This window comes from Streptomyces sp. NPDC050560, assembly GCF_044457285.1.
Taxonomy (GTDB): domain Bacteria; phylum Actinomycetota; class Actinomycetes; order Streptomycetales; family Streptomycetaceae; genus Streptomyces.
In genome coordinates this window covers 329,826-353,911 of sequence record NZ_JBITGT010000006.1, presented here as the reverse complement: position 1 = coordinate 353,911, position 24,086 = coordinate 329,826, and the positions used below count along the sequence as shown (strand labels likewise).

Below are 24,086 nucleotides of genomic sequence, written 5' to 3'. Positions count from 1 at the left end.
GTGGACACGGGGCGGGCGCGGCCCGCGCCGCCCCGCCTTCGCGCCGCCCAGGCTGACGCAGCCCCCCGCGCCGCGCGGCGCCACGGGGGGTGACGCGCCGGGGGGTGTCACCCCGGTGGGGGTGTGGGGCCGCCGCGCCTACCGGTCCTGGTCGAGGTAGGCCAGGACGGCGAGGACGCGGCGGTTGTCGTCGTCGGAGACCTCAAGGCCGAGCTTGGTGAAGATGTTGGAGGTGTGCTTCGCCACCGCCCGCTCCGTCACCACCAGCTTCTCCGCGATGGCCTGGTTGGAGCGGCCCTCTGCCATCAGCTCAAGCACCTCGCGCTCGCGCGGTGTGAGCTTGCCCATCGGCCGGTCCACCTCGCGCCGCGACAGCAGTTGCGAGATCACCGTCGGGTCCATGGCCGTACCGCCCGCGCGCACCCGCTCCACGGCGTCGATGAACTGCTCGGCGTCGAAGACCCGGTCCTTCAGCAGATAGCCGATGCCGCCGTTGCCGTCCGCAAGCAGCTCGCGCGCGTAGAGCTGTTCCACGTGCTGGGACAGCACGAGCACGGGCAGCCCCGGCTTGGCCCGCCGCGCGGCCAGCGCGCATTGCAGGCCCTCGTCGGTGTGCGAGGGCGGCAGCCGTACGTCCACGATGGCGACGTCGGGGTCCAACTCGGCGAGCGCCTTGGTCAGCTCGGGCCCGCTCTCGACGGCCGCGGCGATTTCGAAGTCGAACGCCTCCAGCATGCGCACGAGTCCGTCACGCAGCAGGAAGAGGTCCTCTGCGAGGACTACACGGGGGCTCATTGCCCTGAATTTACAGGGTGCCGCCACCGCACCGCAGCGCCGTGGCGGGTCCCGGCGCGGGGGAGGGGGAGCGGGTCTCCCGGCGAACCGCGGCGCCTTCCCCGCCCACGCCCCGCCCGTGAGACGCCGGTATCGAGGAGTGAGAACGTGACCTGGGGGCCTGCTGCCGGGGACCGAGTTCTGCTTCAATAGCCGCATGGTCGGCTATCGGAACACCCCAGTCGGGTGCGGGGACCTTGAGCCTTTCTGGCCCTCCCGTCAGCACCACGACTTCGACCGGGTGTGTTGTCGCGCGCGGAACGCGCGGGCCCTCTAAAGCCGCACCCCGGCCTTCGGCCAGCGCGCACGACGTACGTCCTCCCGGCGACCCTCGCGCGAAAGAGCTGACCTCCCATGGCACATTCGACCCCCTTCTCGACACCCCTGTCCGCCGTCCCCTCCGAGCCGCCACGGCACCGGCTGCGCGCCGTGGACAAGGACGAGACGCCCACGGGCACCGCGGTGTTCCCGCCCGGTACGACCTGGCTGCCCGCGCCCCCGCACACGGTGCCCGCGCTGCCGGGGAACCCCCCGATGATCGGCTACCTCGTCCTCGTCCCCGCCGACCAGCAGACCGGCCTTCCCGTCGTGCAGGCGCCCGCCGCCGCCCCGGTGGAGCCCGCGCCCGCGCAGGAGCCGGCCGGGGAGCCCCTGATCACCGTCGACCCGGCCCGCCGCACCGCCGTCGTGGCCGGGCGGCGTCTCGACCTCACCTACCTGGAGTTCGAACTCCTCGCCCACCTGGTGGCCCACCCGCACCGGGTCCACACCCGCGACGCGCTCGTCACCACGGTCTGGGGCTACGGCCACGTCGGCGACGGGCGCACCGTCGACGTCCACATCGCGAGACTCCGGCGCAAGCTCGGCGGCGAGTACCGCGGCGTGATCCAGACCGTGCGCCGCGTCGGCTACAAGTACGCGCCGCCGCAGTAGCCCCGGCGGCGGGGGAGCGGCACCGGTACGCCCCGGGACCCGGCGCGCCCTCGGGGCGCCGGGTCCCGGGGCGGCTTCCCGTGTGCGGGCCCCGGGAGGGCGCGCCCCGCCGCCCGCGCGCCCCGCCACCGACCCCGTACCCGAACCGTCTGTTCGATTTCTCGCGCACCCGTCGCAGCCGCCCCACGGCCACCGTGGCCAGGTCCTTCTGTCAGTGCCCCGCAGTACACTTGACTCAGTGTTCGAGGGCCTGCCGAGGCCCCGAGTACGCGTCAAGTCGACCTGTTCACGAGCGACAGGAGGATGCCCGTGCCCGCTGCCGCGCTCACCCGGAAGCCGGTCCTGTTCGACGTCCCGTACACCCCGCTGGAGAAGAGGAGGCTGCCCGCGGGCCGCCCCCGGGAGTGGTACATCACCCACAACCGCCGGCTGAAGGCCATGCGCCTGGCCATCGCCCTGCTCGACTCGGGCGTCTACCTCCCGAACCAGGCGCACGACAACCGCATCAGGCTCACCGCGGAGCGCATAGGCGTCCACCGGCCGTCGGACACCACCTGCCACATGGTCCGCGCCCTCATGCGCTACAGCCGCTGACCCGCTGACCCGCCGCCGGGCCGCGCGGCACGCGCCCCCGGCGGCGGTGCGGCACCCGCCCACCGGCCCGCGTACACCACGCGCCCCGCCCGCACCCGCGCCGCCCCCGCTATCCTCCCGACCCTGGGGCCACGGCGGCCCCGGCCGCCCGCACCCCCGGCGGTCCCCACCATCCGACGGGACGGGCATGACGACGGCACCGGTGACCGTGTTCACCCTCGGCGGCACCATCTCCGCGGCGCGCGGCGGGGACTCCCGCCTCACCGGCGCCCAGGTGCTCGCAGGCGTCCCCACGGACACCCCCGTGGAGCTGTGCGACTTCCGGCGGCTGCCCAGCTCCTCCCTCACCGTCGAGGACATCACCGAACTCGCCGCCGCCATCCGCGCGAAGGGCACCGGCTGCGTCGTGGTCCAGGGCACCGACACCCTGGAGGAGACCGCCTTCCTGCTCGACCTGCTCTGCCCGCAGGGACCCCCGGTCGTCGTCACCGGCGCCATGCGCCGCCCCGACCTGCCCGGCGCCGACGGCCCCGCCAACCTCGCCGCCGCCGTCGCCGTCGCCGCCGACCCGGGCTGCCACGGCCTCGGCGTCCTGGCCGTCCTCGCCGACCAGATCCACGCCGCCCGCCATGTGCGCAAGGCCCACACCACCTCGCCCGCCGCCTTCGCCTCGCCCACCGCAGGCCCCCTCGGCACCGTCTCCGAGGGCCGCCCCTGCATCCTGCTGCGCCCGCCCGCGCCCACCGTGCCCCGCCCCCTGCTGCCGCGGCGCACCGCACGGGTGGCCCTGCTCACCCTGAGCCTCGGCGACCGCGGCGAACTCCTCGACGCCGTCGACGACCGCTTCGACGGCCTCGTCCTCGCCGCCTTCGGCGCGGGCCACGCACCGCGCGAACTGACCGGTCCCCTGGGGCGGCTCGCCGCCCGCATCCCGGTGGTGCTCGCCTCCCGTACCGGCGCGGGACCCGTACTGACCGACACCTACCGCGGCCCCGGCTCCGAGACGGACCTGCTCTCCCGCGGCCTGCTGCCCGCCGGCACCCTCGACGCCCCCAAGGCCCGCCTCCTGCTGCACTCCCTCATCGCCTCAGGCGCCCACGGCGACGCCCTGCGCACCGCCTTCACCACCGCCGCCGGAGCCTGACCCGCACCCCCAACTCCCTTACCCACCGGCCGCGTTCCGGAAGGTTCACCCGGGGGACGCCGGGAAGACCACCGGTAGCCACCGCGGCGCCCCCGGTCGGCGGGTACACCTGCGCAGATCCCCTCGCGCCGCGCCCCGCGCACGGCGCGGCCGCGCACCCGAAGCACCGATGGAGAGTGACGATGCCGCACCCGAACACGCCGCAGCAGCCGCCCCGCCGCGCCCGCGGCCCCCGCCTCGCCGGGGTGCTCGCCGCCACCGCGCTGCTGTGCGGGACGGGGCTCGCCGCCGGGGCGCCCGCGGGCGCCGCGAGCTGCTCGGGCAGCACCGGCGCCCGGCTCTGCGCCGCCGCGGGCGACCTGCTCGACGTGCGCCTGGGCGACCTGCGTCCCACCCAGGAGACCCTGGGGTTCGACCAGATCTACTACAAGCTCGACCGGTACGCGAGCAGCAAGGACGAGGAGAACGGCGACCCCAACAAGCGGTTCGACGACTACTGCGAGACCAACGGCCAGGACAAGGCCGACAAGGTCCCCGGCTCCGCCACGCTCTCCGACCCCTCCAGCTTCACCTGCGAGGTCGACGAGGGCGACGAGAGCGACGACACCCTGGCCCAGATGAAGACCGTCGTCGTCGGCCCCGGCGGCGCCCTCTACCTCACCGACGGCCACCACTCCCTGACATCGCTCCTCGAAACCCCCGACGGCGGCCCCGACCTGCACATCCGGCTCAAGGTCCAGGCGAACCTCAGCGGCGACTCCGAGACCGGCTTCTGGAACACCATGGAGCGCAACGACTGGGTCTGGCTGCGCGACGAGAACAACCAGCCCATCACCACCGCCCAGCTCCCCCGGCACCTCGGCCTGAGCGGCTTCCACGACGACCGCTACCGCAGCCTCGTCTACTTCACCCGCGACATCGGCTACACCGCGCCCGACGACGCCGCCGAGTTCCTCGAATTCCTGTGGGGGACCTGGCTGCGCGACCGCGTCGACCTCGACGACCACGACCTCACCGACGAGGACGACTACCTGGACGCGGTGCGCGACGCCTCCGAGGAGATGACCGACGCCGACGGGGACACCGTCATCGCGGACGGCCACACCGCGAAGGACCTCGGACGGCTCGACAAGTGGAACGACGGCGACGACGCGGACGACGGCGAGTTCGACAAGCTCGGCAGGCCCCTCTCCGACGACGAACCCGGCAAGCTGGCCTACGCGTTGGACTACCGCTCCCATCTGTGAGCCGGACGGCGGCACACCCCCAGTGACCCCGGCCGCGCCGCCGCCGACCCCTCCCCACGGCACACCTCACGCACCACGCGGGGGCCGCCGTCCCGCCCCGGGGACGGCGGCCCCCGCGGCGTTTCGACTCCCGCGCCCACCGCGACGTAAGATCATCGCATTCCGGACGTCCTTCCGGAGCGGCCGCGCCGCCGTCCCGGTCCGCCGCGGCGATCCCGCCCCGCGGAAGGAGCCCGCCAAGCGAGGAGTTGTACACGATGTGGGACTCGGCACGGCGCCCCACGGTCAAGGACGTCGCCCGGGCGGCCGGCGTCTCGGCGAGCACGGTCTCCAACGTGCTCCACGACCACCCCTACGTCACCGCCGAGACCCGCCGCCGCGTGGAAGAGGCGATCGAACGCCTCGGCTACGCGCCCTCCCTGGTCAGCAGGCAACTGCGGGCGGGCCGCTCCCAGGTGCTCGCCCTCGCAGTGCCGGACATCACCTCGCCCTACTTCGGCCGCCTCGCACACGTGGTGATCACCGAGGCACGCCGCCGCTCCATCGCCCTCTTCATCGACGAGACCGGCGGCGACGCGGAACAGGAACGCGCCATCGCCCGCGGCTACCCCATCCGCGGCGTCACCGGCGTCATGTTCTGCCCCGTCACCATGTCGCCCGCCGAACTGGAACGCCTGAAGAGCGACGTCCCCACCGTGCTGCTCGGCGAGTACGTACCCGGCGGCACCTTCGACCACGTCGCCATCGACAGCATGCGCTCGGCCGTCGAGGCGACAGAACACCTGCTGGCCACGGGGCGCCGCCGTCTCGCCTTCGCCGGAATGCGGCTGGCGAGCGGCACGGGACCCGCCCACGAACGCCTCGAAGGGGTACGGCGGGCGCTGCGCGCACACGGCCTCGCACTCGCCCCCGAGCTGGTGTTCGACGTGCGCGACCACAGCCGTGACGAGGGCTACCGGGTGGCCGGCGAACTGGCGGAGGCGGCGGCGGACTGCGACGCCCTGGTCTGCGCCGCCGACCTGCTCGGCGTCGGCGCCGCGGCCGCCCTGCGCGACCTCGGCGTCCGCGTCCCCGCCGACATGGCGCTCGTCGGCTGGGACGACGCGCCCGAAGTCCGCTACACCGCACCGCCGTTGACCTCCATCGCGCACGACATGGAGGGCCTGGCGGGCCGGGCCATCGACGCCATCCTGGCCCGCCAGGCGGACCCCCGCAGGCCCCCCGAGCACACCGTGATCGGACACCGCCTGGTGGTACGGGCCTCGACGGTGGCCCCCGCACACCCCGGCCCCCGGTAGGCCGCACCTCACGACGAGACTCCCGCGGATTGCCTCGTTCCCCGGTATTGCAACGTTACAAGACGGGCTCCTACGGTGGCTGTGTCGCGAGGCGAGGAGGAGACGACATGCACCGTGAGGGCATCAGCAGGGCGGCGTTCCTGCGGCGGGCCGCCGGGGCCGCGGGCCTCGGCGCGCTGTCGGCGGCGGCGCCGGGCGTGGCATCCGCCCGGCCGTCCCACGAGGCCGAGGGGGCCGCGGCAGCCGCGGGGGCCGACGCGGCTTCCGGCGGCGCCAGGCCCGAGGAGAGCGGCTGGACCCCGGGCACCCCCCGGCTGACCACGCCGTGGACCGGCCGGGTCTCGCCGCGCAACGCCCGCCACGAGTACCCGCGCCCGCAGTTGACGCGCGAGCGCTGGCTGAGCCTGAACGGGGTCTGGCAGTTCGCGGCGGTGGCAGCGGACGCGCGGCCCGCACCGGGCCGGGAGCTGGCCGAGCGGATTCTGGTGCCCTACCCGGTGGAGTCCGCGCTGTCCGGGATCATGCGGCACGAGCCGCGGATGCTCTACCGCCGCCGCTTCACGGTCCCGCCCGCCTGGGGAGTGCGCACCGGCACGGGCGGCATGCGGCTGCTGCTGCACCTCGACGCCGTGGACCACCGGGCCGAGGTGCTGGTCAACGGGCGCTCGCTGGCCGTGCACGAGGGCGGGTACGACCGCTTCACCGTGGACGTCACCGACGCGCTCGCCACCGGCAGCGCCGGGGCGCCCACCGGCGAGCAGGAACTGCTCGTCCTCGTCGACGACCCGACCGAGGACGGCGACCAGCCGCTCGGGAAGCAGCGCGTCGCGGCCCTCGACCCCGCGGCCCCGCACAGCTCCCTCTACTACACGCCCTGCTCCGGCATCTGGCAGCCGGTGTGGCTCGAACCGGTGCCCGCGGTCCACGTCGAACAGGTCGTCACCGCACCGGACATCGACGCCCGCACCGCGGCCGTGACGGTGGCCCTGGCCGGGGACCCGGGCGCCGAGGTGCGGCTGACCCTGCGCTACGGCGGCCGGAAGACGGCGGAGGTACGCGGGCGCGCCGACCGCGCACTCGTCGTGCCCGTACGCCCGCTGCGGCTCTGGTCGCCCGACGACCCCTTCCGCTACGAACTCGACGTCGAGGTCGCGGGCCGGGGCGGCGACCGCGTCACCCATGTCTTCGGGATGCGCTCCGTCGGCATCGCACAGGTCGGCGGCGCGCCCCGGCTCATGCTCAACGGGCGGTTCCTGCCGCAGGTGAGCTGCCTCCAGCAGGGCTACTGGCCCGACGGCCTCTACACCGCGGCCACCGACGAGGCGCTGCGCTTCGACATCGAGGAGGCCAGGAACCTCGGCTTCACCACGGTCCGCAAGCACATGAAGACCGAACCCGACCGCTGGTACCACTGGGCCGACCGGCTCGGCGTCCTCGTCTGGCAGGACATGCCCGCCACCGCCACGGGACGCCAGCCCCCGAACCAGCAGGAGCCGTCCCAGCCGCCCGCCGCGGGCAAGGCCCGCTTCGAACGCGAACTGGAGCGCGTCATACGCCAGTTGCGGGTCTTTACCTCGATCGTGATGTGGATTCCGTTCAACGAGGGCTGGGGCGCCTACGATCTGGCCCGTATCGCCGACCGGGTACGCGCCCTCGACCCGGGCCGCCTCGTCAACGAGATGAGCGGCACCAACGTCGCCGACTACGAGGAGCGCGGCGGCCAGGTCGCCGACTGGCACAACCTCGGCGACCCCTGGGCCGGGCCCGCGCCCCGCCCGGGACACGGCAGGGCGTCCGTGATCGGCGAGTTCGGCGCCTTCGGCTACGCCCCCGAGGGGCACGAGTACCTGCCGGGCCACAGCACCCCGAACCAGGAGGTCGCGGGCGCCGCCGAGCTGACGGACCGCTACACGGCCGCGCTGCGCGACGTCGTGGGCTTCGTCCGTTACGAGGGGCTGAGCGCCGCCAGCTACAACCTGTTCGAGGACGCCGAACTCCAGGTCAACGGCCTCTACAGCTACGACAGAAGAGTGTTCAAGCTATCGGACCGCGACCGGGTGGTCGCCGCCAACCGCGCGGTGACCGCCGCCGCCCGCCATCTGGGCCGCACCACGGGGACGGCGCGGTGAACCACGCAGACGACGCGGTGAACCACGGGGACGACGCAGTGAGGAGCACCGACGCCATGACCACCAGGCCCAACGTCCTGTGGATCTGCACCGACCAGCAGCGCTGGGACACGCTCGGCTCGGCCGGCAACACCTGGACCCGCACCCCGCACCTGGATGCCCTCGCCGAGGGCGGCGTGGTCTTCGACGCCGCGTACACCCAGAGCCCGGTCTGCACCCCCTCCCGCGCCAGCTTCCTGACCGGCCGCTACCCGAGGACCACCGGCGCCCGCCAGAACGGCCAGTCCCTCTCCGAGCACGAGGTGCTGGTGACCCGTACCCTCGCCGACGCCGGCTACGTCTGCGGCCTCGCGGGCAAGCTGCACCTGTCGGCCGCCCACCCCTCCGTGTCCCCCGGCACGGAGCCCCGGGTGCGGGACGGCTACTCCGAGTTCCACTGGTCGCACCACCCCGACCCCGACTGGCCGACGAACGAGTACGAGCACTGGCTGCGCGAGCGGGGCACGACCTACAGCACCCCCTTCCTCGAAGGCTCCCACCACGTCATGGAGGGCATGCCGGAGGAGGACCACCAGACGACCTGGTGCGCGAACAAGGCCGTCGAGTTCATCGAGGCCCACGAGGACTTCGAGAACCCCTGGCTGTTCTCCGTGAACATCTTCGACCCGCACCACCCCTTCGACCCCCCGGCCGCCTACCTGCGCCGCTACCTCGACCGCCTCGACGAGATACCGCTGCCCGCCTACGAGGACGGCGAACTCGACACCAAACCGGTCTTCCAGCGCATCGACCACGAGGGCGCCTACGGCGGCAACGAGGACTTCTCGTACCCCCGGATGTCCGATCGCGAGCACCGCCTGGTCCGCGCCGCCTACTGGGCCATGTGCGACCTGATCGACGCGCAGGTGGGCCGCATGCTCGACGCCCTCGGCCGCACCGGGCAGCGCGACAACACCATCGTGGTCTTCTCCACCGACCACGGCGAGATGCTCGGCGACCACGGCATCTACCTGAAGGGCCCCTACTTCTACGAGGCGGCCGTCCGCGTCCCCCTGATCGTCTCCTTCCCCGGCCGCGTCCCGCCCGGCCGCCGCGCGCCCGAACTGGTGGAACTCGTCGACATCGCACCCACCCTGCTCGACGCCGCCGGGCTGCCGAGGACACCGGGCATGCAGGGGCGCTCGCTGTGGCCGCGGCTCAGCGGGCAGGACGACACCGCCGAGCCGCGCGAGGACGTGTACTGCGAGTACTACAACGCGATGCCCTGGCACCCCGACCCCAAGCCACAGGCCACCATGATCCGCACGGCCGCCCACAAACTGGTCGCCTTCCACGGCCTGGACACCGGCGAGCTGTACGACCTGACGGCCGACCCCGGGGAGCACACCAACCTCTGGGACTCCGAGGACCACGCCGCCCTCAAGGCGGAACTGCTGATCAGACTGGCCGACCGGATGGCCTGGACGGTCGACCCACTGCCCGGACGCACCGCGAATTTCTGAACTCCGGGGGGCGGGCCGGGTCCGGGGCGTTCCGGCGGGCGCAATCGCGCACCCGTGGACGCGGGCCGCCGCACCCCCGGGTGCAGTCTGCCCGCCGCGTCCGAGGCGCGATCCGCCCGCCGTACCCGAGACGGCCCGCCGCACTCGGGGCGCACCGCGCCCACCGCACCCGAGGCGTGGCCGCCGAGGCACCAGCCCGCCGTCAGGCACCGCTCAGCCAGGAGAGGGAGGCGTACCGTGACCGGACCCCGCGCACCCGCCGCCCCGCCGATGATCGGCCGGGGCAGCTATGTCCTCGGCGCCCTCGGCGGCGGCATCAGAGGATACGAACTGGGCGTGGTCTCCACCGCGCTGATCTTCGCCAAACCCGCGCTCGACCTGACCCCGTCCACCACCGGCTGGGTCGTCAGCTCCGCGCTGATCGGCTCCCTGTTCGGCGCGCTCGGCGCGGGCCCACTCGCCGACCGCTTCGGACGGCGGGTGCTGCTCTCACTGGCCGCCGTCCTCTACAGCGCCGGCATCCTCATCGCCGCGTTCGCGCCCGACGCGGGCGTCCTGATCGCCTCGCGCGTGGTGCTCGGCGTCGCCGTCGGCATCGCCACCGCGATGATCCCGGTCTACCTGAGCGAGATCTCGCCCGCCCTGCGCCGCGGCACCTTCAGCGGGCTGTTCCAGGTCATGATCACCGTCGGGGTGCTCGCGGCCAGCCTCGTCGGCCTCGCCTTCACCCCGATCGACGGCTGGCGCTGGATGATCGGCCTCGGCATCGTGCCGTCGGTCGTCATGTTCGCCGGGGCCCTGCGGCTGCCGGAGAGCCCGCGCTGGCTAGTCGACCACGGCCGCGACGCCGAGGCCCTGGCCGTGCTCTCCGGCTCCCGCTCCGCCGACGAGGCCCGCCGCGAGATCGAGGACATCCGCACCGTCAGCCGGGAGACCGCCGACCGCGAAGGCGAACGCCCCGCCGCGCGCGTCTTCCTCTCCCTCTTCCGCTCCCGCCCGCTGGCGCGCCTCCTGCTGGCCGGTTCCGTACTCGGCGTGCTCCAGCAGCTCATCGGCATCAACGCCATCACCTACTACGCGCCCAGCGTCCTGAAGGGCATCGGCTTCAGCGACACCGCCGCGGTCACCGCCAACGTCGGCCTCTCGGCGCTCGGCCTGATCGCCACGGTGGTCATGGCGTACGTGGTGGTCGACCGGGTCGGCCGCAGACTGCCGCTGATCTGGGGCGCGCTCGCCATGGCGGTCAGCATGCTCGTACTCGCCCTGGTCTTCCTCGGCGCCCACGACGGCAAGGTGTCGGGCGGCGCAGGCTACCTGGCCGTGGCCGGCCTCGCCCTCTTCCAGGTGGCCTTCGCACTGAGCTGGGGCGGCATCGTCTGGATCGTACTGGGCGAGATGTTCCCGCTCGCGGTACGCGGGATGGCCATGGGCATCGCCACATTCCTGACCGAACTGGCCAGCGTCGTCGTCAGCCAGGTCTTCCCTTCCCTCCTGGACGCGGGCGCCACCACGGTCTTCCTGGCCTTCGCGGCGATGGGCGTACTCGCGGTGATATGGGCGATCTACATGGTCCCCGAAACGGGAGGCCGCACCCTGGAACAAATCGAAGAATCCCACACAACACCTGCCCCACCCCCCACCCCCATCCCGGACTGCTTGAACGAGCGCCCGTCACCGTAAAGCCTTGGCGCGGGGGCGGCGGCGGTCATCGGTGAGGGGAACGACACCCGGCATCCGCAAACTCCATGCGTCAGGAGTGTGTCCCTGCGACGATCGTGTCGGTGGCGAGACCGGAGGAGTGATGGCGTCGGCAGCATCCCGATCCGCGCCGGGGCCGGCCTTGGAGCATCTCGGGCAGCGGATGAAACGGCTTCACCGGGAGAGCGGGGAACCCAGCTTCCGAGTCATCTCGCCGCGCACAGGCAAGGCCATCAGCCATACGACGCCGGGGAGCGTACTGCGCTGTGAAAGCCCGCCCGGCTGGGGCCCGCTGGAACTCGTCGTGGAAGCCCTGGGCGGCGACGTGGACGAGTTCCGGACGCTCTGGACCGCGGTTCGTGACGAGACGTCGCCTCTGGCCCTGCCGACGCCCGTCGCCTGGGAGGAGGAGCCGGAGGAGCCCGCCAGGACCAAGGACCTGAGCATCCCCGATCTCGATGCCGAGCCGCGGGCGGTCCGTGACGAGCGGCTGGTGCTGCTGGAGAAGCTGAACGGGCTGCACGCTCGGCGGGCGGAGCTGTACTTCACCTGGGCCAGGGAGGAAGAGAGCCAACGGCGCGTCGTGGCGACGGGCCGCGAGGCAGACAAGTGCGAGCAGGATCTGGAAGTTCAGGATCTCCGTGAACGGCTCAGCGCGGCCGAGAGCCTGCTGACCTCCGTCATGGCGTCGAAGTCCCGCGACGAGCAGGATGAGGCGGAAGACGACGACACCGAAGAGAACACCCCGCGCATGGACTGGCGCCGCTGGCGCCGCTCGCGCCGGGCGCGGTGACTCGCCACCCCCGTGGCACGACAGTGAGGGCTGCTTCCCTGATCCCCAGGCAAGCAGCCCTCACCGACGACTGTGACATCCCCCGCGGCAAGAAACACCGAAAGGCGCTTCCGCAGATCACATCAGGCCCTCGGGCCTCCGGCCAAGGCCGGTTGACCGCGCCCCTTAAATGTCGAAGTAGAGTTGGACGAACCTTCTGACTTGGGTAGATGCCTTCAGCCAGACGGGCCGGTGCACAACGGGTGCACGAGATGACTGCCAGGCGGAGTTACTGCGCCCCCTGCGGTTTCGGGGTTTCGGTTGGCTGAGCTTCCTGGTGGCGCGCGGCTTTCGTGCGCCGGCCCCGGTGCTCCAGGATGGCAATCCACCATGCCAGTCGATCACTGGACTTGTCTGGGATGAGCAGCCGAAGGGCCCGGAGGCAGAAGTAGATGAGGGTAGTGAATGCGACGACCAGGCAGGCTGCCCACCAGGGTAGGCCAGAGCCCACGGCCCCGAGGATCTCGATCACGACGTGAGTGCTTTCTGTCGGCAACGCAGAGAGGTGAACGACATGCGATTGATTAGGCGCGTCGCAAGAGAAGGCGGAGCGAAGCGTTTCCGAGTGTGACGGTGAGGTGATCGTGCGCCGACACTGTCTTGCTTCCGGGAATGCCGATGACTGGATCTGTCATAGACGCGGCCAGGTCGTCCGGGTAGGGGTATGAGTCCCATTGCAGTTCCCAGTTGTCACCGGTCCCGTGAAGCTTCCGGATTTCGCCGAAACTTCGATCGCTGTCGAACCAGCCTCGGCGTCGCAGGGGGTCGTGGAACCAGTTGCCGATTGCCCACCTGCTACGAGGGTCCCGTGCTGAGATGCGACAGAGGACGCCAGCAAGCAGGCATTGAGCGTGCTCAGTCATGTGAGGCACCCTGGCCAGCTGTTCGAGTTCGTCAGGTGTGAGCGGAGTGGTCACGGTGAAGAAGTCGACGTAGGAGTCGCTTCGTGCACCGACAGGCTTCCCTGACGGATTATCCGTGACTACGAACTGCGCGTCCGTGGGCAGGTGTCGCATGATGTAAGTGCCGTACCCACGGTGCTCCTCAACTCGCAGTCCTGGCAGGCCACCTGCTCTGTTGGGCTCTGGGAGGAGGTAGTCGACCACGTTATGGGGAACGTCAGTGATGAGTACCAGGCGATTGAATCGTGGGGACGCCGTGATGGTGTATGCGGATAGGGCAGCAATGCGCCACCCCGCGGGGGTGCTGTAGTCGTACCCGCGGTTCAGTAAACCGAGCGCGAGTAGTGCACGTAGCTCTCGTTGCCCGGGGCTACAGGCATCTAGTCCGACGGAGTGGTCGCGGGCGATGCCTGTTTTGGCTGCGGCGAACTTCTCGCCGGTGTACAGCGCGCGAGTACGGGCCGCCATGTTTCGCTGGCTTTCGGGCATGCTTCACCTCATCGCTGCCCGGTCAGCGCATCAGGGCCAGATACCTTGTGAAACCACGCGCCGTCTGCTGCGTCGCGGAGTAGGTGCTCCACACCCTGCACAGCTTCCGTGAGTACCGGGCTCACATACTTCTGCTGGCAACCGGGCCTCCGCGGACCGGCATCTGGCCACACTGTACCCGATGCCTGCCCACCTCTGCGTCGAGTTGTAATGTAGGAAAGCCTCAACCGAACCTCGCGGCGTGAGGTGAACGTGCTGTGGGTGCAGGGTGGCGGTACCGGCTGCAGTGTCGGCGGCGTCCGCTGCTGGACTGCGTCACGCCCGGTTCGACGACGTGGCTCCGTTACGGCTGTGCCTACCTACCGTGCACGAGCTCGTTAGTGGCCACGGCCTCCGAGTCGACCACGCCACCGACGCCTCCCACGAACAGGCGGCTCAGACGTCTGGGACGTCCGGCCCGATGTCCACCACCAGGCCGGACAGATCCTTGACTGGAGCGCTCTGCACCTTCGAACCGTTGGTGAGCCGCGCCGTGACGTACACGTACCGGGGGTTCTTCCCGTCGTGCAGCAGAGCACTGAGCTGGATGTTCTCTTAATGCTTCAAGTCGCTGAGGCGCTCAATCACCTTGGGGTCCGGGAACCGTTGGCCGCTCTCTCGCTTCTTCTTTCGGTCCCATCATCGCCACCACGGACTGTGGACGGGGACAACCTCGATACGCTCGACCCCGATGGCGATAACGCCACGGTTAGCCAGCCGGATACGCATACGGTACTTATGCTCTTGCCGTGGCTTAGGTGCTACTGGGCTCATCTCGTGGTTTTCCACGATCACGAGCACCTTGGGCCTCACTGGCTTGTATGTCAGGGCTGCAATACCCATGTTGCAGAGCGCGCCTACCGCACTGCCACCGGATACCAAGAGAGCGACGTTTGTACGTTCGAGGTCCATGGGCCGAGTCTGTCGGCGCACACGCCTTCTGACGACAGGTTGGCCGCACTCCGAACGGGCGTGTCGCCGTGGTGGCCAAGCCCGTAGGCGGCGCCAGAACTCACTCCCAGGGCCAGGGACAGTCGTTGTGCGGCTTAGAAACCAGTTTTACCCTGACGGCCGCTTTGCCGCTGACAGGCGGCAAAGGAGAGAGAAAAGCGCTCTGAACTGCTCGGACGTTTGCTCCACGGACAGTCCGGACGCAAGCGGTGCACATCGCAGGAGAGAGGCGACGGGCTGGTGTTTCAGATAGCCCTCGGCGGCACATCCTGTCCCTTATGGCTGACACACCAAAAGAACAGCTCGATGGTCTTGTACGAGCCATCAACGATCTCCACATAGAGACCGTGCCTGCTGAGGATGCCCGTGTGGCGTCCGAAGCCGCCGCCAACCTCCACTCGGGCAGCGGTTACTTGAACGCGCCGATGGAGGTCCTGGAGGCGTTCTCATGGGCCATCGAGATCGGCTACGCGGCCGCCCTCCAGGACGTCCGCCGAGGCAAGTTCGACACGGATATCCAGGAGTGGCGGCCCGATCTGCTCGAAGGCGAGTGACGCGGGTGAGACCTCTTCAGGCGGCTAGGCGGTAGCTCCGGCTGATCGCCATGCGGGCCTTCTCGACGGCACCCGTCACACGGTGGACGTAGCGGCGGAGGGTAGACGCAGGTCCTCGTGGCCGAGGAGGTCGGCGAGGGTGTAGACGTCGATGCCCTCGTTGATCGCCTCGGAGGCGAAGAGGTGCCGTAGTGATTGCATCATCTTGTCCCGGCACTCTTCCCATTTGCGGCCCTTTCCGACGGGCTTGTCGTTGAGGGCTGCTATCGCGCCGATTGCCTCCAGGGTGCCCTTCCAGAGGTAGTTGAAGTAGTTCTTGTCCAGCGGCTTCAGCTCGCGCGTGGTGAGCACGAGGCGGACGGTGATCGGCTCGCCGCCCTTCTCCAGCCAGGGAAGTGAGACTTCGGCTGGCGGATGCTTGCGTATGTGCTCGGTGAGCAACGCCGCCAGCCCGTCGCTGAGCGGCATGAACCGTTCCTTCGGGCCGTTCTCCGTGCCACCCTTCGGGAGAGCGAAGACCAGCGTGCCGCGATCGTGGGTGATCTGATGGCGTATGTGGACGACCTTGTCCTTCTGTATCCAGGTTGACGTCCTCGGGGCTGAACCCGAAGATCTCGCCCTGCCGCATGCCCAGCCCTCGGCCGCAGTCGACCGTGGCCTGGTAGCGCTCGGGCAGGTGTGGCCGTAGGGCATCCGTCTGCTCCCACGACAGCGGTACGGACGGCATGACCTCCGACCGCACCCGCAAAGCGATCTCCTCCATCAGATCCACGCTCGCGGTCTACCAGCGCCGTAAAGTCCCCGGAGCCGCCGAACTCACCCGCCGCACCCGCGAAGCCCTGACCTGACTGACCTACTATGCCGATCAACCCTGCCGACGAAGGAATCACCGTGGCTCAGCCGAACACCGACGACCGCCCCAGACCCTCAAGCCTGCCCTTGACTCCATGACCCTCCTTGTCGCGGCCGTCATTGTCCACGACCAGGCAACCAAGCGCATCGTCCTCCTCCAGCGCAGCCAGCCCGCCAAGTTCGCCCAGGGCATGTGGGACCTTCCTGTCGGCAAGAGCGAACCCGGTGAGGCCATCACCGAAACCGCCGTCCGCGAGCTGCACGAAGAGACCGGCCTGACCGGGAAGCCGGAGTCCCTGAAGGTCGCCCACATCATCCACGGCGAAGCCCCAAATGGCTTCCTCACCGTCGTCTTTGCTGCCCACGAATGGACCGGCGAACCCGAAAACCGCGAACCCCACAAGCACGCCCAGGCCCGGTGGGTCGACGCCAACGCGATCCCGGAGAACTTCGTGGACACTACCTCAAACGCCCTCCACCAGTACCTCGAGGCAGGCTCGGAGGTCTCCCTCGACGGCTGGCGATAGAGGCACCAATCGCGGCCCGACCGTTGCCAGGGCGGACCCTTCGCCACCCGTACTCGGCAACCAAGATCGGCCGCATGATGACCGACACCACTGCCCGCATTCGCGAGCTCGACCTCTACCGCCAGTACTTTGACCTCGTCACCGCGGGCAACAAGACCATCCGCTTCCATATCAAGGGCAGCGACGAGACCTGCGAGGTCAAGGTCAGGCGCGTCACCGAATATCTTAACTTCGAGGCCCTGTTCGACGGCGAGGGCGCCGCAAACGTCAACCCGACTGCCACCCGTGAACAGCAACTCGTCAACAATTTGTGTCATCTGCCCGCCGGGGGCCCTGGGCGCTCTCGCCAGTGAGATTCAGCTCTCGCGCCCTTAGGTATGGGTCTTGCACAGCGCCACCGATGGGGCCGCGTACGTGTCATCGTCCCAGCGCGGCCCTTACGGCTTCCACGACGAAGCTGACGAGCCCGTTCACGACGGCGGTCGACATTCCGCCGACTGCCGCCGCCAGCAAAGCGTTTCGCTCGGCACGGGACAGTCGCGGCCCGCGTCGGATCTTGCGCTTGCCCTGCTTGGTCTCGCACACATTCGCCTCCCACTGAGCGTCCGGCGGGCGTGTCTTCTGCCCGCTCACGTGACTACGCTGCGGGGCTGCGGAGGGCACACGATGAGTTGCGACGGCAGGATCACCAGCGGCGGGGCCCCGACCTGGAGAAACCTGACGGAGCGAGGCGGAGGCGGGATGATGCTGCGATGAGCCGAGACAAGGGAGAGTACGGGGAGTCGAGCGGCGGTGGTCAGCGCCGAATTCCCGCACCGCGAGTCGCGCCGGGCCCGTTGCGTGAACTGAAGCTGCTGCTCTACCGCCTTTATGTGGAGGCCAGGACTCCCCCAGTGGCGCGGATCGCCAAACTGATCGCTGATGACCCCGACGATCTGCTCCCGGGGGCCCCGTCGAAGGACACCGTGCACAGGATCATCGGTTCGAGCGAATTCCCCGCACAACAGGCAAATGTTGTCTCCGTCGCGGCGGTACTGGCCCGCGAAGCCCGCTGGGATGTCACGGACACGATGGAGCGGGTCCGAACAGCATGGGTGAAGGTGCTCCTCGCCGAGCCTCCGGGCAAGCCGCTGAGTGAACTCGACCCCTACGCCCTCGAAGTTCACCAGTCCATCACTGTCGCCGAAAACGAGCACACGCCAACGTTGCCGACCTATGTGGTACGTGATCACGACTGGCACGTACGAAAGAAGGTCGACCGCGCGGTTTCGGAACAGAGCGTAATCGTCACGCTCGTTGGAGAATCCTCGACAGGAAAGACCCGAGCCCTCTGGGAGGCAATTCAGCAACTGCCCCCGAAGTGGCGCCTGTGGCAAGCTCTGGACTCCGCCCCCCGTTCTGATCTGGCAGCAGAGCTCGAGAAGGTCGGTCCGTACACGGTAGTGTGGCTGAACGAGGCCCAGCGCTTTCTCCTCACGTCCGACCCTGCGGAGGGCGAGCAAGTGGCGGCCGCACTTCGACGGATCATGCGCGCGTCTGAGCGACGTCCCGTGCTTATCCTTGTGACCCTCTGGCCCAAGTACTGGGACCAGTTGACATCGGAACCACGCGACGGTCACAGAGACGTGCACCCGCACGCGCGCCACGTTCTCAACGGGAGTTCCATACGCGTTCCAGCCACCTTCGAGCCGGATGATCTGGACACTCTGAGAGTGGCCGCTGCACGCGATGCCCGGCTTGCTCAAGCCATGGAACACGCGGAACAGCGTCAGGTGACCCAGTACTTGGCCGGAGTGCCGGCGCTGATTCAGCGCTACCAGACAGCTCCGCCCCCGGTCAGAGCCCTCATCGACGCAGCGATGGACATCCGCCGACTTGGCTATGGCGAACACATGCCACTGGAACTGCTCGAAGCCGCAGCGTATGAATATATGACTGACCTGGAGTTCGACTACTTGCCCGATGACTGGCTGGAAGCCGCCCTGGCTTACGCGGCAAAACCTCAACGCGGGATCCGCGGGCCATTGACCCGTGTCCGTCCACGCAAGAAAGGAGGGATGGAACGATCGGTGCGGTACCGCCTGGCAGACCCCCTGGATCACCTGGGGCGCGAAGAGCGGCGTCGACTGTCCCCGCCACCAGGGCTTTGGGACCTCCTGGTGCACCACTCAACGCCAGCCGAGGCGCTGAATGTCGGAAGATCGGCGGAATATCGTGGCCTATACCGCACGGCCGTCGATCTCTCCAAGATATCTGCCGACTCTGGAAACGGTGAGGCCGCCCTGAAGATTGCCGAGATTCTCTCCATGACAGACAGAAAGGGGGAAACTGTCGAATGGTTCGAGGAGGCCCACTCTCTCGGATCTTCCCATGCGCTGCGTTTCGCCGCGCAGACGTTGGTGACCTGCGAGGAAGCGGACTGGGACTCGGCGAAGTCCTATTACATGCGGGCAGCCCGCCAGGGTGACATTTTCGCGCTCATTGACTGCAGGGACCACATGAACGAATGGGAATACGATGGTGATGCGGATGAGTGGCTCCACGATGCGTTTGCGGACACTTGGCGCCACGTCTCCGTAGAAGCGGCTCTGACCTGGTGCGAGCAGTTCGGCACGAAGTATAACCTGGGTAAACTACTCATTGGAGTAGGGCGACGAGCGAGAGGGCTGGATGTACTTGAGGAATCGGTACTCGAGGGCGACTTTATGTCAATGTACACAGTCTGCCAAGAGAAGCGACTATCCGGCGGAATTGAATCCGAACTCTCATACTTGAAGGAGCTGGGACATGGGGGCCATATGGGATCTATCTTTGCCCCTATGGCTCTGAAAAATATTCTGCTCTCGGAGGGGCGCGAGGAAGAATGTGCGACCATCTTGAGAGAAATGATCCAAAAGGGAAACAGTTCGGCAGCCAGCGAGTTTACTGAACTGATGCGCCGCCTGAGACGCAGCGATGAGGCCATCACCTTCCTCTACTGCCAGTCCGAGGACAACGCTGGCGTGACATACGAGCTTGCAGATCTTCTGCAACAGGATTCCAGGGGTGATGAAGCGGTTTCCTTGCTGGCCCCACTGGCAACTGCTGGGGATTCTCGGGCTCAGCACGAATTGGCCAAAATTCTTGAGAAGAAGGGCCGGCTCGACGAGGCGTTCACCTGGTACCAGGAGAGCGCGGAGGACGGCAGGCACGACTCAGTTTCCGGCGCGGTGAGGCTGCTATTGCGTGCCAAACGTGCGCCTGAGGCTCTCACTTGGCTCAGGTCGATCAGCGAGCCTGACACTTCCCACGAACGAATGGACTGCGCGGTATGGGTATTGGAATCCATGGGCCGCCACGAGGAAGCGAAGCGGCTGAAAGACTACGGCTGGGAGCCGGACGGCACCATCAGCGCCCGGTGGTCCATCGCTCCTTCCACACGCGAGAAGGCGTGATCTCCGCTCAGCCAGTCTGCCTCCGCTCACACCAGCGCATTCCTCAACAAGCCCGCGGGTGAAGCCCTCGGCTTCCTGGACCAGAACCGAGCGCGTCGCCTGACCAACCGTCTGACGCCGCCCTCGAACCGGAACTGCTCTAAGGAAGGCCCACTCCTCCTGTACCGGCACCTCACCAGAGGAACTAGTCGACCGCTGAAGCGCAGCCGCAGTCCGTATACAGTCCCCAGGACACCCGATCACACCCGTCGGCCCCCAACGCCAAACAATCGGGGAAAGGCCAGGTCAGCGACCTGTAGCGGAAACCTTCGCAGGTCGCTGCCCCACCCCATTACTGGGAGACCAAGAAGGCAACGATTCGCCGTTACATCGGCCAGCGTGACCAGGGATGTGCAAGGGCGGCGAAGCATTGCCAACCCAGTGAGGGCCGCCCCCCGATTCCGGGTGACGGCCCTCAAAAGCCAACCTGACATCACATCGGAGCTCTCGCCGACCGGTGCACGCGCGGTACACAAGGTGGTGGAAAACAGCTGGGAACGACGAGAACTCAGGGGAAAAGTTTTCGCAGATCACAGCCGGTTTCCCAGGCTTACGCCCAGGTCATTCGCCCCCGCCCCTTAAATGTCAAAGTAAAGCTCAAACTCATGCGGATGCGGCCGCAGTTGGATGGGCTCGATTTCCTTTGTGCGCTTGTAGTCCAGCCACGTGTCGATCAGGTCGGCGGTGAAGACGCCGCCTGCCTGGAGGTACTCGTTGTCCGCCTCCAGGGCGTCGAGGACCGCCGGGAGGGAGGTCGGGACCTGGGGGACGCCGGCGTGCTCCTCGGGGGCCAGTTCGTAGAGGTCCTTGTCGATCGGCTCGGCGGGCTCGATCTTGTTGCGGACGCCGTCCAGGCCCGCGAGCAGCAGGGCGGAGAAGGCCAGGTACGGGTTGGAGGACGGGTCGGGGGCGCGGAACTCGACGCGCTTGGCCTTCGGGTTGCTGCCGGTGATCGGGATGCGCATGGCCGCCGAGCGGTTGCGCTGCGAGTAGACCAGGTTCACCGGGGCCTCGAAGCCGGGCACCAGGCGGTGGTACGAGTTCACCGTCGGGTTGGTGAACGCCAGCAGCGACGGGGCGTGCCTGAGGATGCCGCCGATGTAGTAACGGGCGGTGTCGGAGAGGCCCGCGTAGCCCTGCTCGTCGTAGAAGAGGGGGTCGCCGCCGTTCCAGAGGGACTGGTGGACGTGCATGCCCGAGCCGTTGTCGCCGAAGATCGGCTTCGGCATGAAGGTGGCCGTCTTGTTGTTGCGCCAGGCGACGTTCTTCACGATGTACTTGAAGAGCATCAGGTCGTCGGCGGCGGCCAGCAGGGTGTTGAACTTGTAGTTGATCTCCGCCTGCCCCGCGGTGCCGACCTCGTGGTGCTGGCGCTCGACCTTCAGGCCCGCCTTGTTCAGCTCCAGGCTGATCTCGGCGCGCAGGTCCGCGAAGTGGTCCACCGGGGGCGCCGGGAAGTAGCCGCCCTTGTAGCGGACCTTGTAGCCGCGGTTGTCCTCCAGGGCGCCGGTGTTCCAGGCGCCCGCCTCGGAGTCGATCTCGTATACGGAGCGGTTGGCGGTCGTCTCGAAGCGCACCGAGTCGAAGACGTAGAACTCGGCCTCGGGGCCGAAGTACGCGGTGTCCGCGATGCCCGTGGAGGCCAGGTACGCCTCCGCCTTCTTCGCCACGTTCCGCGGGTCGCGGCTGTACTGCTCGCCGGTGATCGGGTCGTGGATGAAGAAGTTGATGTTCAGGGTCTTGTCGCGGCGGAACGGGTCCACCCGGGCCGTGCTCAGATCGGCGCGCAGGGCCATGTCCGACTCGTGGATAGCCTGGAAGCCGCGGATGGAGGAGCCGTCGAACGCCAGCTCGTCCGCCGGTTCGAACGCCTCCGCCGGCACCGTGAAGTGCTGCATCACCCCCGGGAGGTCGCAGAAGCGTACGTCGACGAACTTGACGTCCTCGTCCGCGATGAACTTTTTGGCGTCCTCGACGTTCTGGAACATCCAGCTCCTCCTATCCCGGCCCTGGGGGAGGGCGGGGGTCCTGTCGCTCGTCTGCGCGGCCGGTGCGCGGTCGCACACGCTGGACCCGACCATATGGAGCGGCTATTTCTCAAGCGTGACTCATTTGTTTCGCGGAAGTTAACCGGCCTTGGGGCTGTTTTGCACCATGTTCCTCCATGTCCGGTCCGTGCGACCCACCTCGTACGGGGCGCGGCGACCGTTTCGCGGAGGTGTCCCGGGTGTGGCGCCCCCTGGGCATCGCCGCCGAAATCGGGCGCAGTACCGTGGAGCCGTGGACAACAGGCGAGCAATGGGATCGTGGCTCTCGGGGCCCCGCGCGGCCGCCGAGGACATGGGTGTCGACTTCGGCTACCGGGGCCAGCAGCTCGGGCTGCCGCGTGAGGGCGCCGGGTCCGTCGCGCCGCTGGGGCGCCGCTTCGGCGCCCTCTTCCTCGACTGGGCGCTCTGCGTCCTCATCGCATACGGCCTGTTCGCCCACGGTGACCAGCGGGCGCTGAGCAACTGGTCGCTGCTGATCTTCTTCGTGCTGAGCGTGCTGACCGTCGGGACCGTCGGCAGCACCCCGGGCAAGCGGATCTTCGGGCTGCGGGTCGTCGCCGAGGGCGGCGGGCGGCTGTCACCGCTGCGCGGGTTCTTCCGCAGCCTGCTGCTCTGCCTCGCCATCCCGGCGCTGATCTGGGACCGGGACTCCCGGGGCCTGCACGACCGGCTGGCCCGCGCCGTTCAGGTCAGGATCTGAGCCCCGGCCCCGCGCAGTAGAGGCTCCGCACCTGGAGGCCCGGGGCGGCGGCTTGGCCGGTCGGGGCCGAGGCAACCGGTGTCCGCAGGGTCGGGGCGAAGCCGGCAGACGCGGTCGCGCCGTCCTGCCGGCCGGGCAAGGTCAAGCTCGTCGTCGCGAAGCGACCGCACACCACCCGGTAGCTGGCGAAAGGGGTGGGTTCATGCGCAGGGAGCGGGACGAGACAGGGCCGCCATCTTGCGGGAATTGCAGAAGGCGAACGCGAACGGCCCCAGCACCGCCGCGCCCGTACTCGCGGCGAGCACCACGCCGGGCCGGAACCACGCCGGGAGATCGGCGAACAGCTCGCCACCGGTGAACACCACGCCGATGAGCGTCACCACGGTCAGGAGAATCCCACCCACCGAGACGACGGCGCCGCACTCGGCGAGGAACTCCCATGCCCGTACACGCCCGGCCGAGGGGCCCTCGGGACGAAGCGGTTCCGGAGTCCTCCTGACCTTGTCGGGCCACCGAATGACATGCACGCCGTCGGGTCCGGCGGTGTGCCGGAGGACGACTGCCTGTCCGACCAGGTCGCGTCCGCTGCCGGGGATCGAGAGCGGCGAGGTCACCCGCAGGCGGAGGGCCCCGTGTCCAGGTACGTCGGCGCTGATGATGAGCGTGTCGGGGCCCTGCACCTCGGTGGGGCCGTCCTCGATCCAGTCCTCGATCATGCCGATGGCCAAGCGCCCCTCGGTGGCTGGTTCCTCTTTCGGGCGGGCCGGCCTGCCGAGGCGTCCGAAGCTCATCGACGGCTCTCCTTCGTGTCGTCGGGCCATCCGTCAAAGAGCACGTCATGCTCGTCGTCGGGGTCGGATGAGTTGTGGCGGAAGCGGATCGCCCGTCCGACCCAGCGATCGTCCGGCCCCGACGAGTCTCCCGATCCCCAATTGACGGTGCGCCGGAGCGCGCGCCCTTCTGGAAGCTCGGCGCGAACGGCGAGGTCGTAGGCCGGGTTCCCGTCGCCGTCGGCCGGCAGCTCGACTACTTCCTCGACTACGCCCATGGTGCGCTGCGCGTCGGCGAACCGGGCCTCTGCAAGCCGGGACTTGGTGTATGCGTCGAGGCCGGCCCAGAGGAGCAGCACCCCTACGGCCGGTCCGTACAGCCAGGCGAAGACATCGAACCGGTCGACGCCGGCGATCCAGAACCAGAGGGCGAGACCGATGCCGACCGGGATCGCCGCGACGAACGCCACCGTACCGATCAACAGGATCAACCCGGAGACGGTCTCCACTTGCGACCACCGGCGGATTCGCGTCCGGGTCTCCGGGGTCTTCGCGCGGCTCATCCACTCC

21 protein-coding genes and 2 pseudogenes are annotated in these 24,086 nt (G+C 69.0%); 15 read left to right on the top strand and 8 right to left on the bottom strand.

What is annotated here, in order from left to right; translation table 11 throughout:
* Window positions 1-138: 138 nt before the first annotated feature.
* Window positions 139-795, bottom strand: a complete 657-nt coding sequence (locus ACIBIW_RS16295; RefSeq protein ID WP_399336452.1) for a LuxR C-terminal-related transcriptional regulator — start codon at window positions 793-795, stop codon at window positions 139-141.
* Between the two features lie 393 nt (window positions 796-1,188).
* Between ACIBIW_RS16295 and ACIBIW_RS16290 the strand changes: the two genes are divergently transcribed.
* The 9 genes from ACIBIW_RS16290 (at window position 1,189) to ACIBIW_RS16250 (ending at window position 12,172) form a co-directional block, all read left to right on the top strand.
* Window positions 1,189-1,767, top strand: a complete 579-nt coding sequence (locus tag ACIBIW_RS16290) for a winged helix-turn-helix domain-containing protein (RefSeq protein WP_399336450.1) — start codon at window positions 1,189-1,191, stop codon at window positions 1,765-1,767.
* 303 nt (window positions 1,768-2,070) lie between these two features.
* On the top strand, window positions 2,071-2,361 hold the full coding sequence (locus ACIBIW_RS16285; protein ID WP_399336448.1) for a hypothetical protein: 291 nt from the start codon (window positions 2,071-2,073) through the stop codon (window positions 2,359-2,361).
* Between the two features lie 187 nt (window positions 2,362-2,548).
* Window positions 2,549-3,505: an asparaginase gene (locus ACIBIW_RS16280; protein ID WP_399336446.1), complete on the top strand. Its 957-nt coding sequence runs from the start codon at window positions 2,549-2,551 to the stop codon at window positions 3,503-3,505.
* Between the two features lie 182 nt (window positions 3,506-3,687).
* Complete coding sequence (locus ACIBIW_RS16275; protein ID WP_399336444.1) at window positions 3,688-4,752, top strand: ParB/Srx family N-terminal domain-containing protein; 1,065 nt, start codon at window positions 3,688-3,690, stop codon at window positions 4,750-4,752.
* A gap of 257 nt (window positions 4,753-5,009) precedes the next feature.
* Window positions 5,010-6,050, top strand: coding sequence for a LacI family DNA-binding transcriptional regulator (locus ACIBIW_RS16270; protein ID WP_399336442.1), 1,041 nt, complete (start codon window positions 5,010-5,012; stop codon window positions 6,048-6,050).
* 107 nt (window positions 6,051-6,157) lie between these two features.
* Window positions 6,158-8,179, top strand: a complete 2,022-nt coding sequence (locus ACIBIW_RS16265) for a glycoside hydrolase family 2 protein (protein WP_399336439.1) — start codon at window positions 6,158-6,160, stop codon at window positions 8,177-8,179.
* A 56-nt stretch (window positions 8,180-8,235) separates the two neighbouring features.
* Entirely contained in the window at window positions 8,236-9,681 is a 1,446-nt protein-coding gene (locus ACIBIW_RS16260; protein WP_399336437.1) for a sulfatase, read from the top strand.
* 237 nt (window positions 9,682-9,918) lie between these two features.
* Window positions 9,919-11,361, top strand: coding sequence for a sugar porter family MFS transporter (locus ACIBIW_RS16255; protein WP_399336435.1), 1,443 nt, complete (start codon window positions 9,919-9,921; stop codon window positions 11,359-11,361).
* A gap of 121 nt (window positions 11,362-11,482) precedes the next feature.
* Complete coding sequence (locus ACIBIW_RS16250) at window positions 11,483-12,172, top strand: hypothetical protein (protein ID WP_399336433.1); 690 nt, start codon at window positions 11,483-11,485, stop codon at window positions 12,170-12,172.
* Between the two features lie 563 nt (window positions 12,173-12,735).
* Here ACIBIW_RS16250 and ACIBIW_RS16245 read toward each other — a convergent pair.
* Entirely contained in the window at window positions 12,736-13,602 is an 867-nt protein-coding gene (locus tag ACIBIW_RS16245) for a hypothetical protein (RefSeq protein ID WP_399336431.1), read from the bottom strand.
* 678 nt (window positions 13,603-14,280) lie between these two features.
* Complete coding sequence (locus tag ACIBIW_RS16240) at window positions 14,281-14,553, bottom strand: hypothetical protein (protein ID WP_399336429.1); 273 nt, start codon at window positions 14,551-14,553, stop codon at window positions 14,281-14,283.
* A 407-nt stretch (window positions 14,554-14,960) separates the two neighbouring features.
* Between ACIBIW_RS16240 and ACIBIW_RS16235 the strand changes: the two genes are divergently transcribed.
* Window positions 14,961-15,146: a hypothetical protein gene (locus ACIBIW_RS16235; RefSeq protein WP_399336427.1), complete on the top strand. Its 186-nt coding sequence runs from the start codon at window positions 14,961-14,963 to the stop codon at window positions 15,144-15,146.
* A gap of 75 nt (window positions 15,147-15,221) precedes the next feature.
* On the opposite strand, the gene ACIBIW_RS16230 is transcribed toward ACIBIW_RS16235, so the two are convergent.
* Entirely contained in the window at window positions 15,222-15,614 is a 393-nt protein-coding gene (locus ACIBIW_RS16230; RefSeq protein ID WP_399336425.1) for a hypothetical protein, read from the bottom strand.
* 257 nt (window positions 15,615-15,871) lie between these two features.
* Here ACIBIW_RS16230 and ACIBIW_RS16225 point away from each other — a divergent pair, with 257 nt between their 5' ends.
* The 3 genes and pseudogenes from ACIBIW_RS16225 (at window position 15,872) to ACIBIW_RS16215 (ending at window position 16,900) form a co-directional block, all read left to right on the top strand.
* Window positions 15,872-15,994: a hypothetical protein gene (locus tag ACIBIW_RS16225; protein WP_399336423.1), complete on the top strand. Its 123-nt coding sequence runs from the start codon at window positions 15,872-15,874 to the stop codon at window positions 15,992-15,994.
* Between the two features lie 10 nt (window positions 15,995-16,004).
* A pseudogene (locus tag ACIBIW_RS16220) lies at window positions 16,005-16,525 on the top strand (NUDIX domain-containing protein).
* Window positions 16,526-16,602: 77 nt separating this feature from the next.
* Window positions 16,603-16,900 (top strand): annotated as a pseudogene (locus ACIBIW_RS16215) (RNA-binding protein).
* A gap of 42 nt (window positions 16,901-16,942) precedes the next feature.
* On the opposite strand, the gene ACIBIW_RS16210 reads toward ACIBIW_RS16215, so the two are convergent.
* Window positions 16,943-17,158: a hypothetical protein gene (locus ACIBIW_RS16210; RefSeq protein WP_399336421.1), complete on the bottom strand. Its 216-nt coding sequence runs from the start codon at window positions 17,156-17,158 to the stop codon at window positions 16,943-16,945.
* A gap of 119 nt (window positions 17,159-17,277) precedes the next feature.
* On the opposite strand from ACIBIW_RS16210, the gene ACIBIW_RS16205 reads away from it, so the two are divergent.
* Complete coding sequence (locus ACIBIW_RS16205; RefSeq protein WP_399336419.1) at window positions 17,278-19,959, top strand: tetratricopeptide repeat protein; 2,682 nt, start codon at window positions 17,278-17,280, stop codon at window positions 19,957-19,959.
* A 617-nt stretch (window positions 19,960-20,576) separates the two neighbouring features.
* Here the strand turns inward: ACIBIW_RS16205 and glnA are convergent.
* Window positions 20,577-21,986 carry a type I glutamate--ammonia ligase gene (glnA, locus tag ACIBIW_RS16200; protein WP_399336417.1) on the bottom strand — a complete coding sequence of 470 codons (1,410 nt, stop codon included), beginning with the start codon at window positions 21,984-21,986 and terminating at the stop codon, window positions 20,577-20,579.
* A gap of 292 nt (window positions 21,987-22,278) precedes the next feature.
* Here glnA and ACIBIW_RS16195 point away from each other — a divergent pair, with 292 nt between their 5' ends.
* Window positions 22,279-22,746: an RDD family protein gene (locus ACIBIW_RS16195; protein ID WP_399336415.1), complete on the top strand. Its 468-nt coding sequence runs from the start codon at window positions 22,279-22,281 to the stop codon at window positions 22,744-22,746.
* Window positions 22,747-22,946: 200 nt separating this feature from the next.
* Here the strand turns inward: ACIBIW_RS16195 and ACIBIW_RS16190 are convergent, their stop codons facing one another.
* Together ACIBIW_RS16190 and ACIBIW_RS16185 are read right to left on the bottom strand one after the other, a co-directional pair.
* Complete coding sequence (locus tag ACIBIW_RS16190; RefSeq protein WP_399336413.1) at window positions 22,947-23,537, bottom strand: hypothetical protein; 591 nt, start codon at window positions 23,535-23,537, stop codon at window positions 22,947-22,949.
* Window positions 23,534-24,079: a hypothetical protein gene (locus tag ACIBIW_RS16185; RefSeq protein ID WP_399336412.1), complete on the bottom strand. Its 546-nt coding sequence runs from the start codon at window positions 24,077-24,079 to the stop codon at window positions 23,534-23,536. The genes ACIBIW_RS16190 and ACIBIW_RS16185 overlap by 4 nt, the downstream gene beginning before the upstream one ends.
* Between the last annotated feature and the right edge of the window lie 7 nt (window positions 24,080-24,086).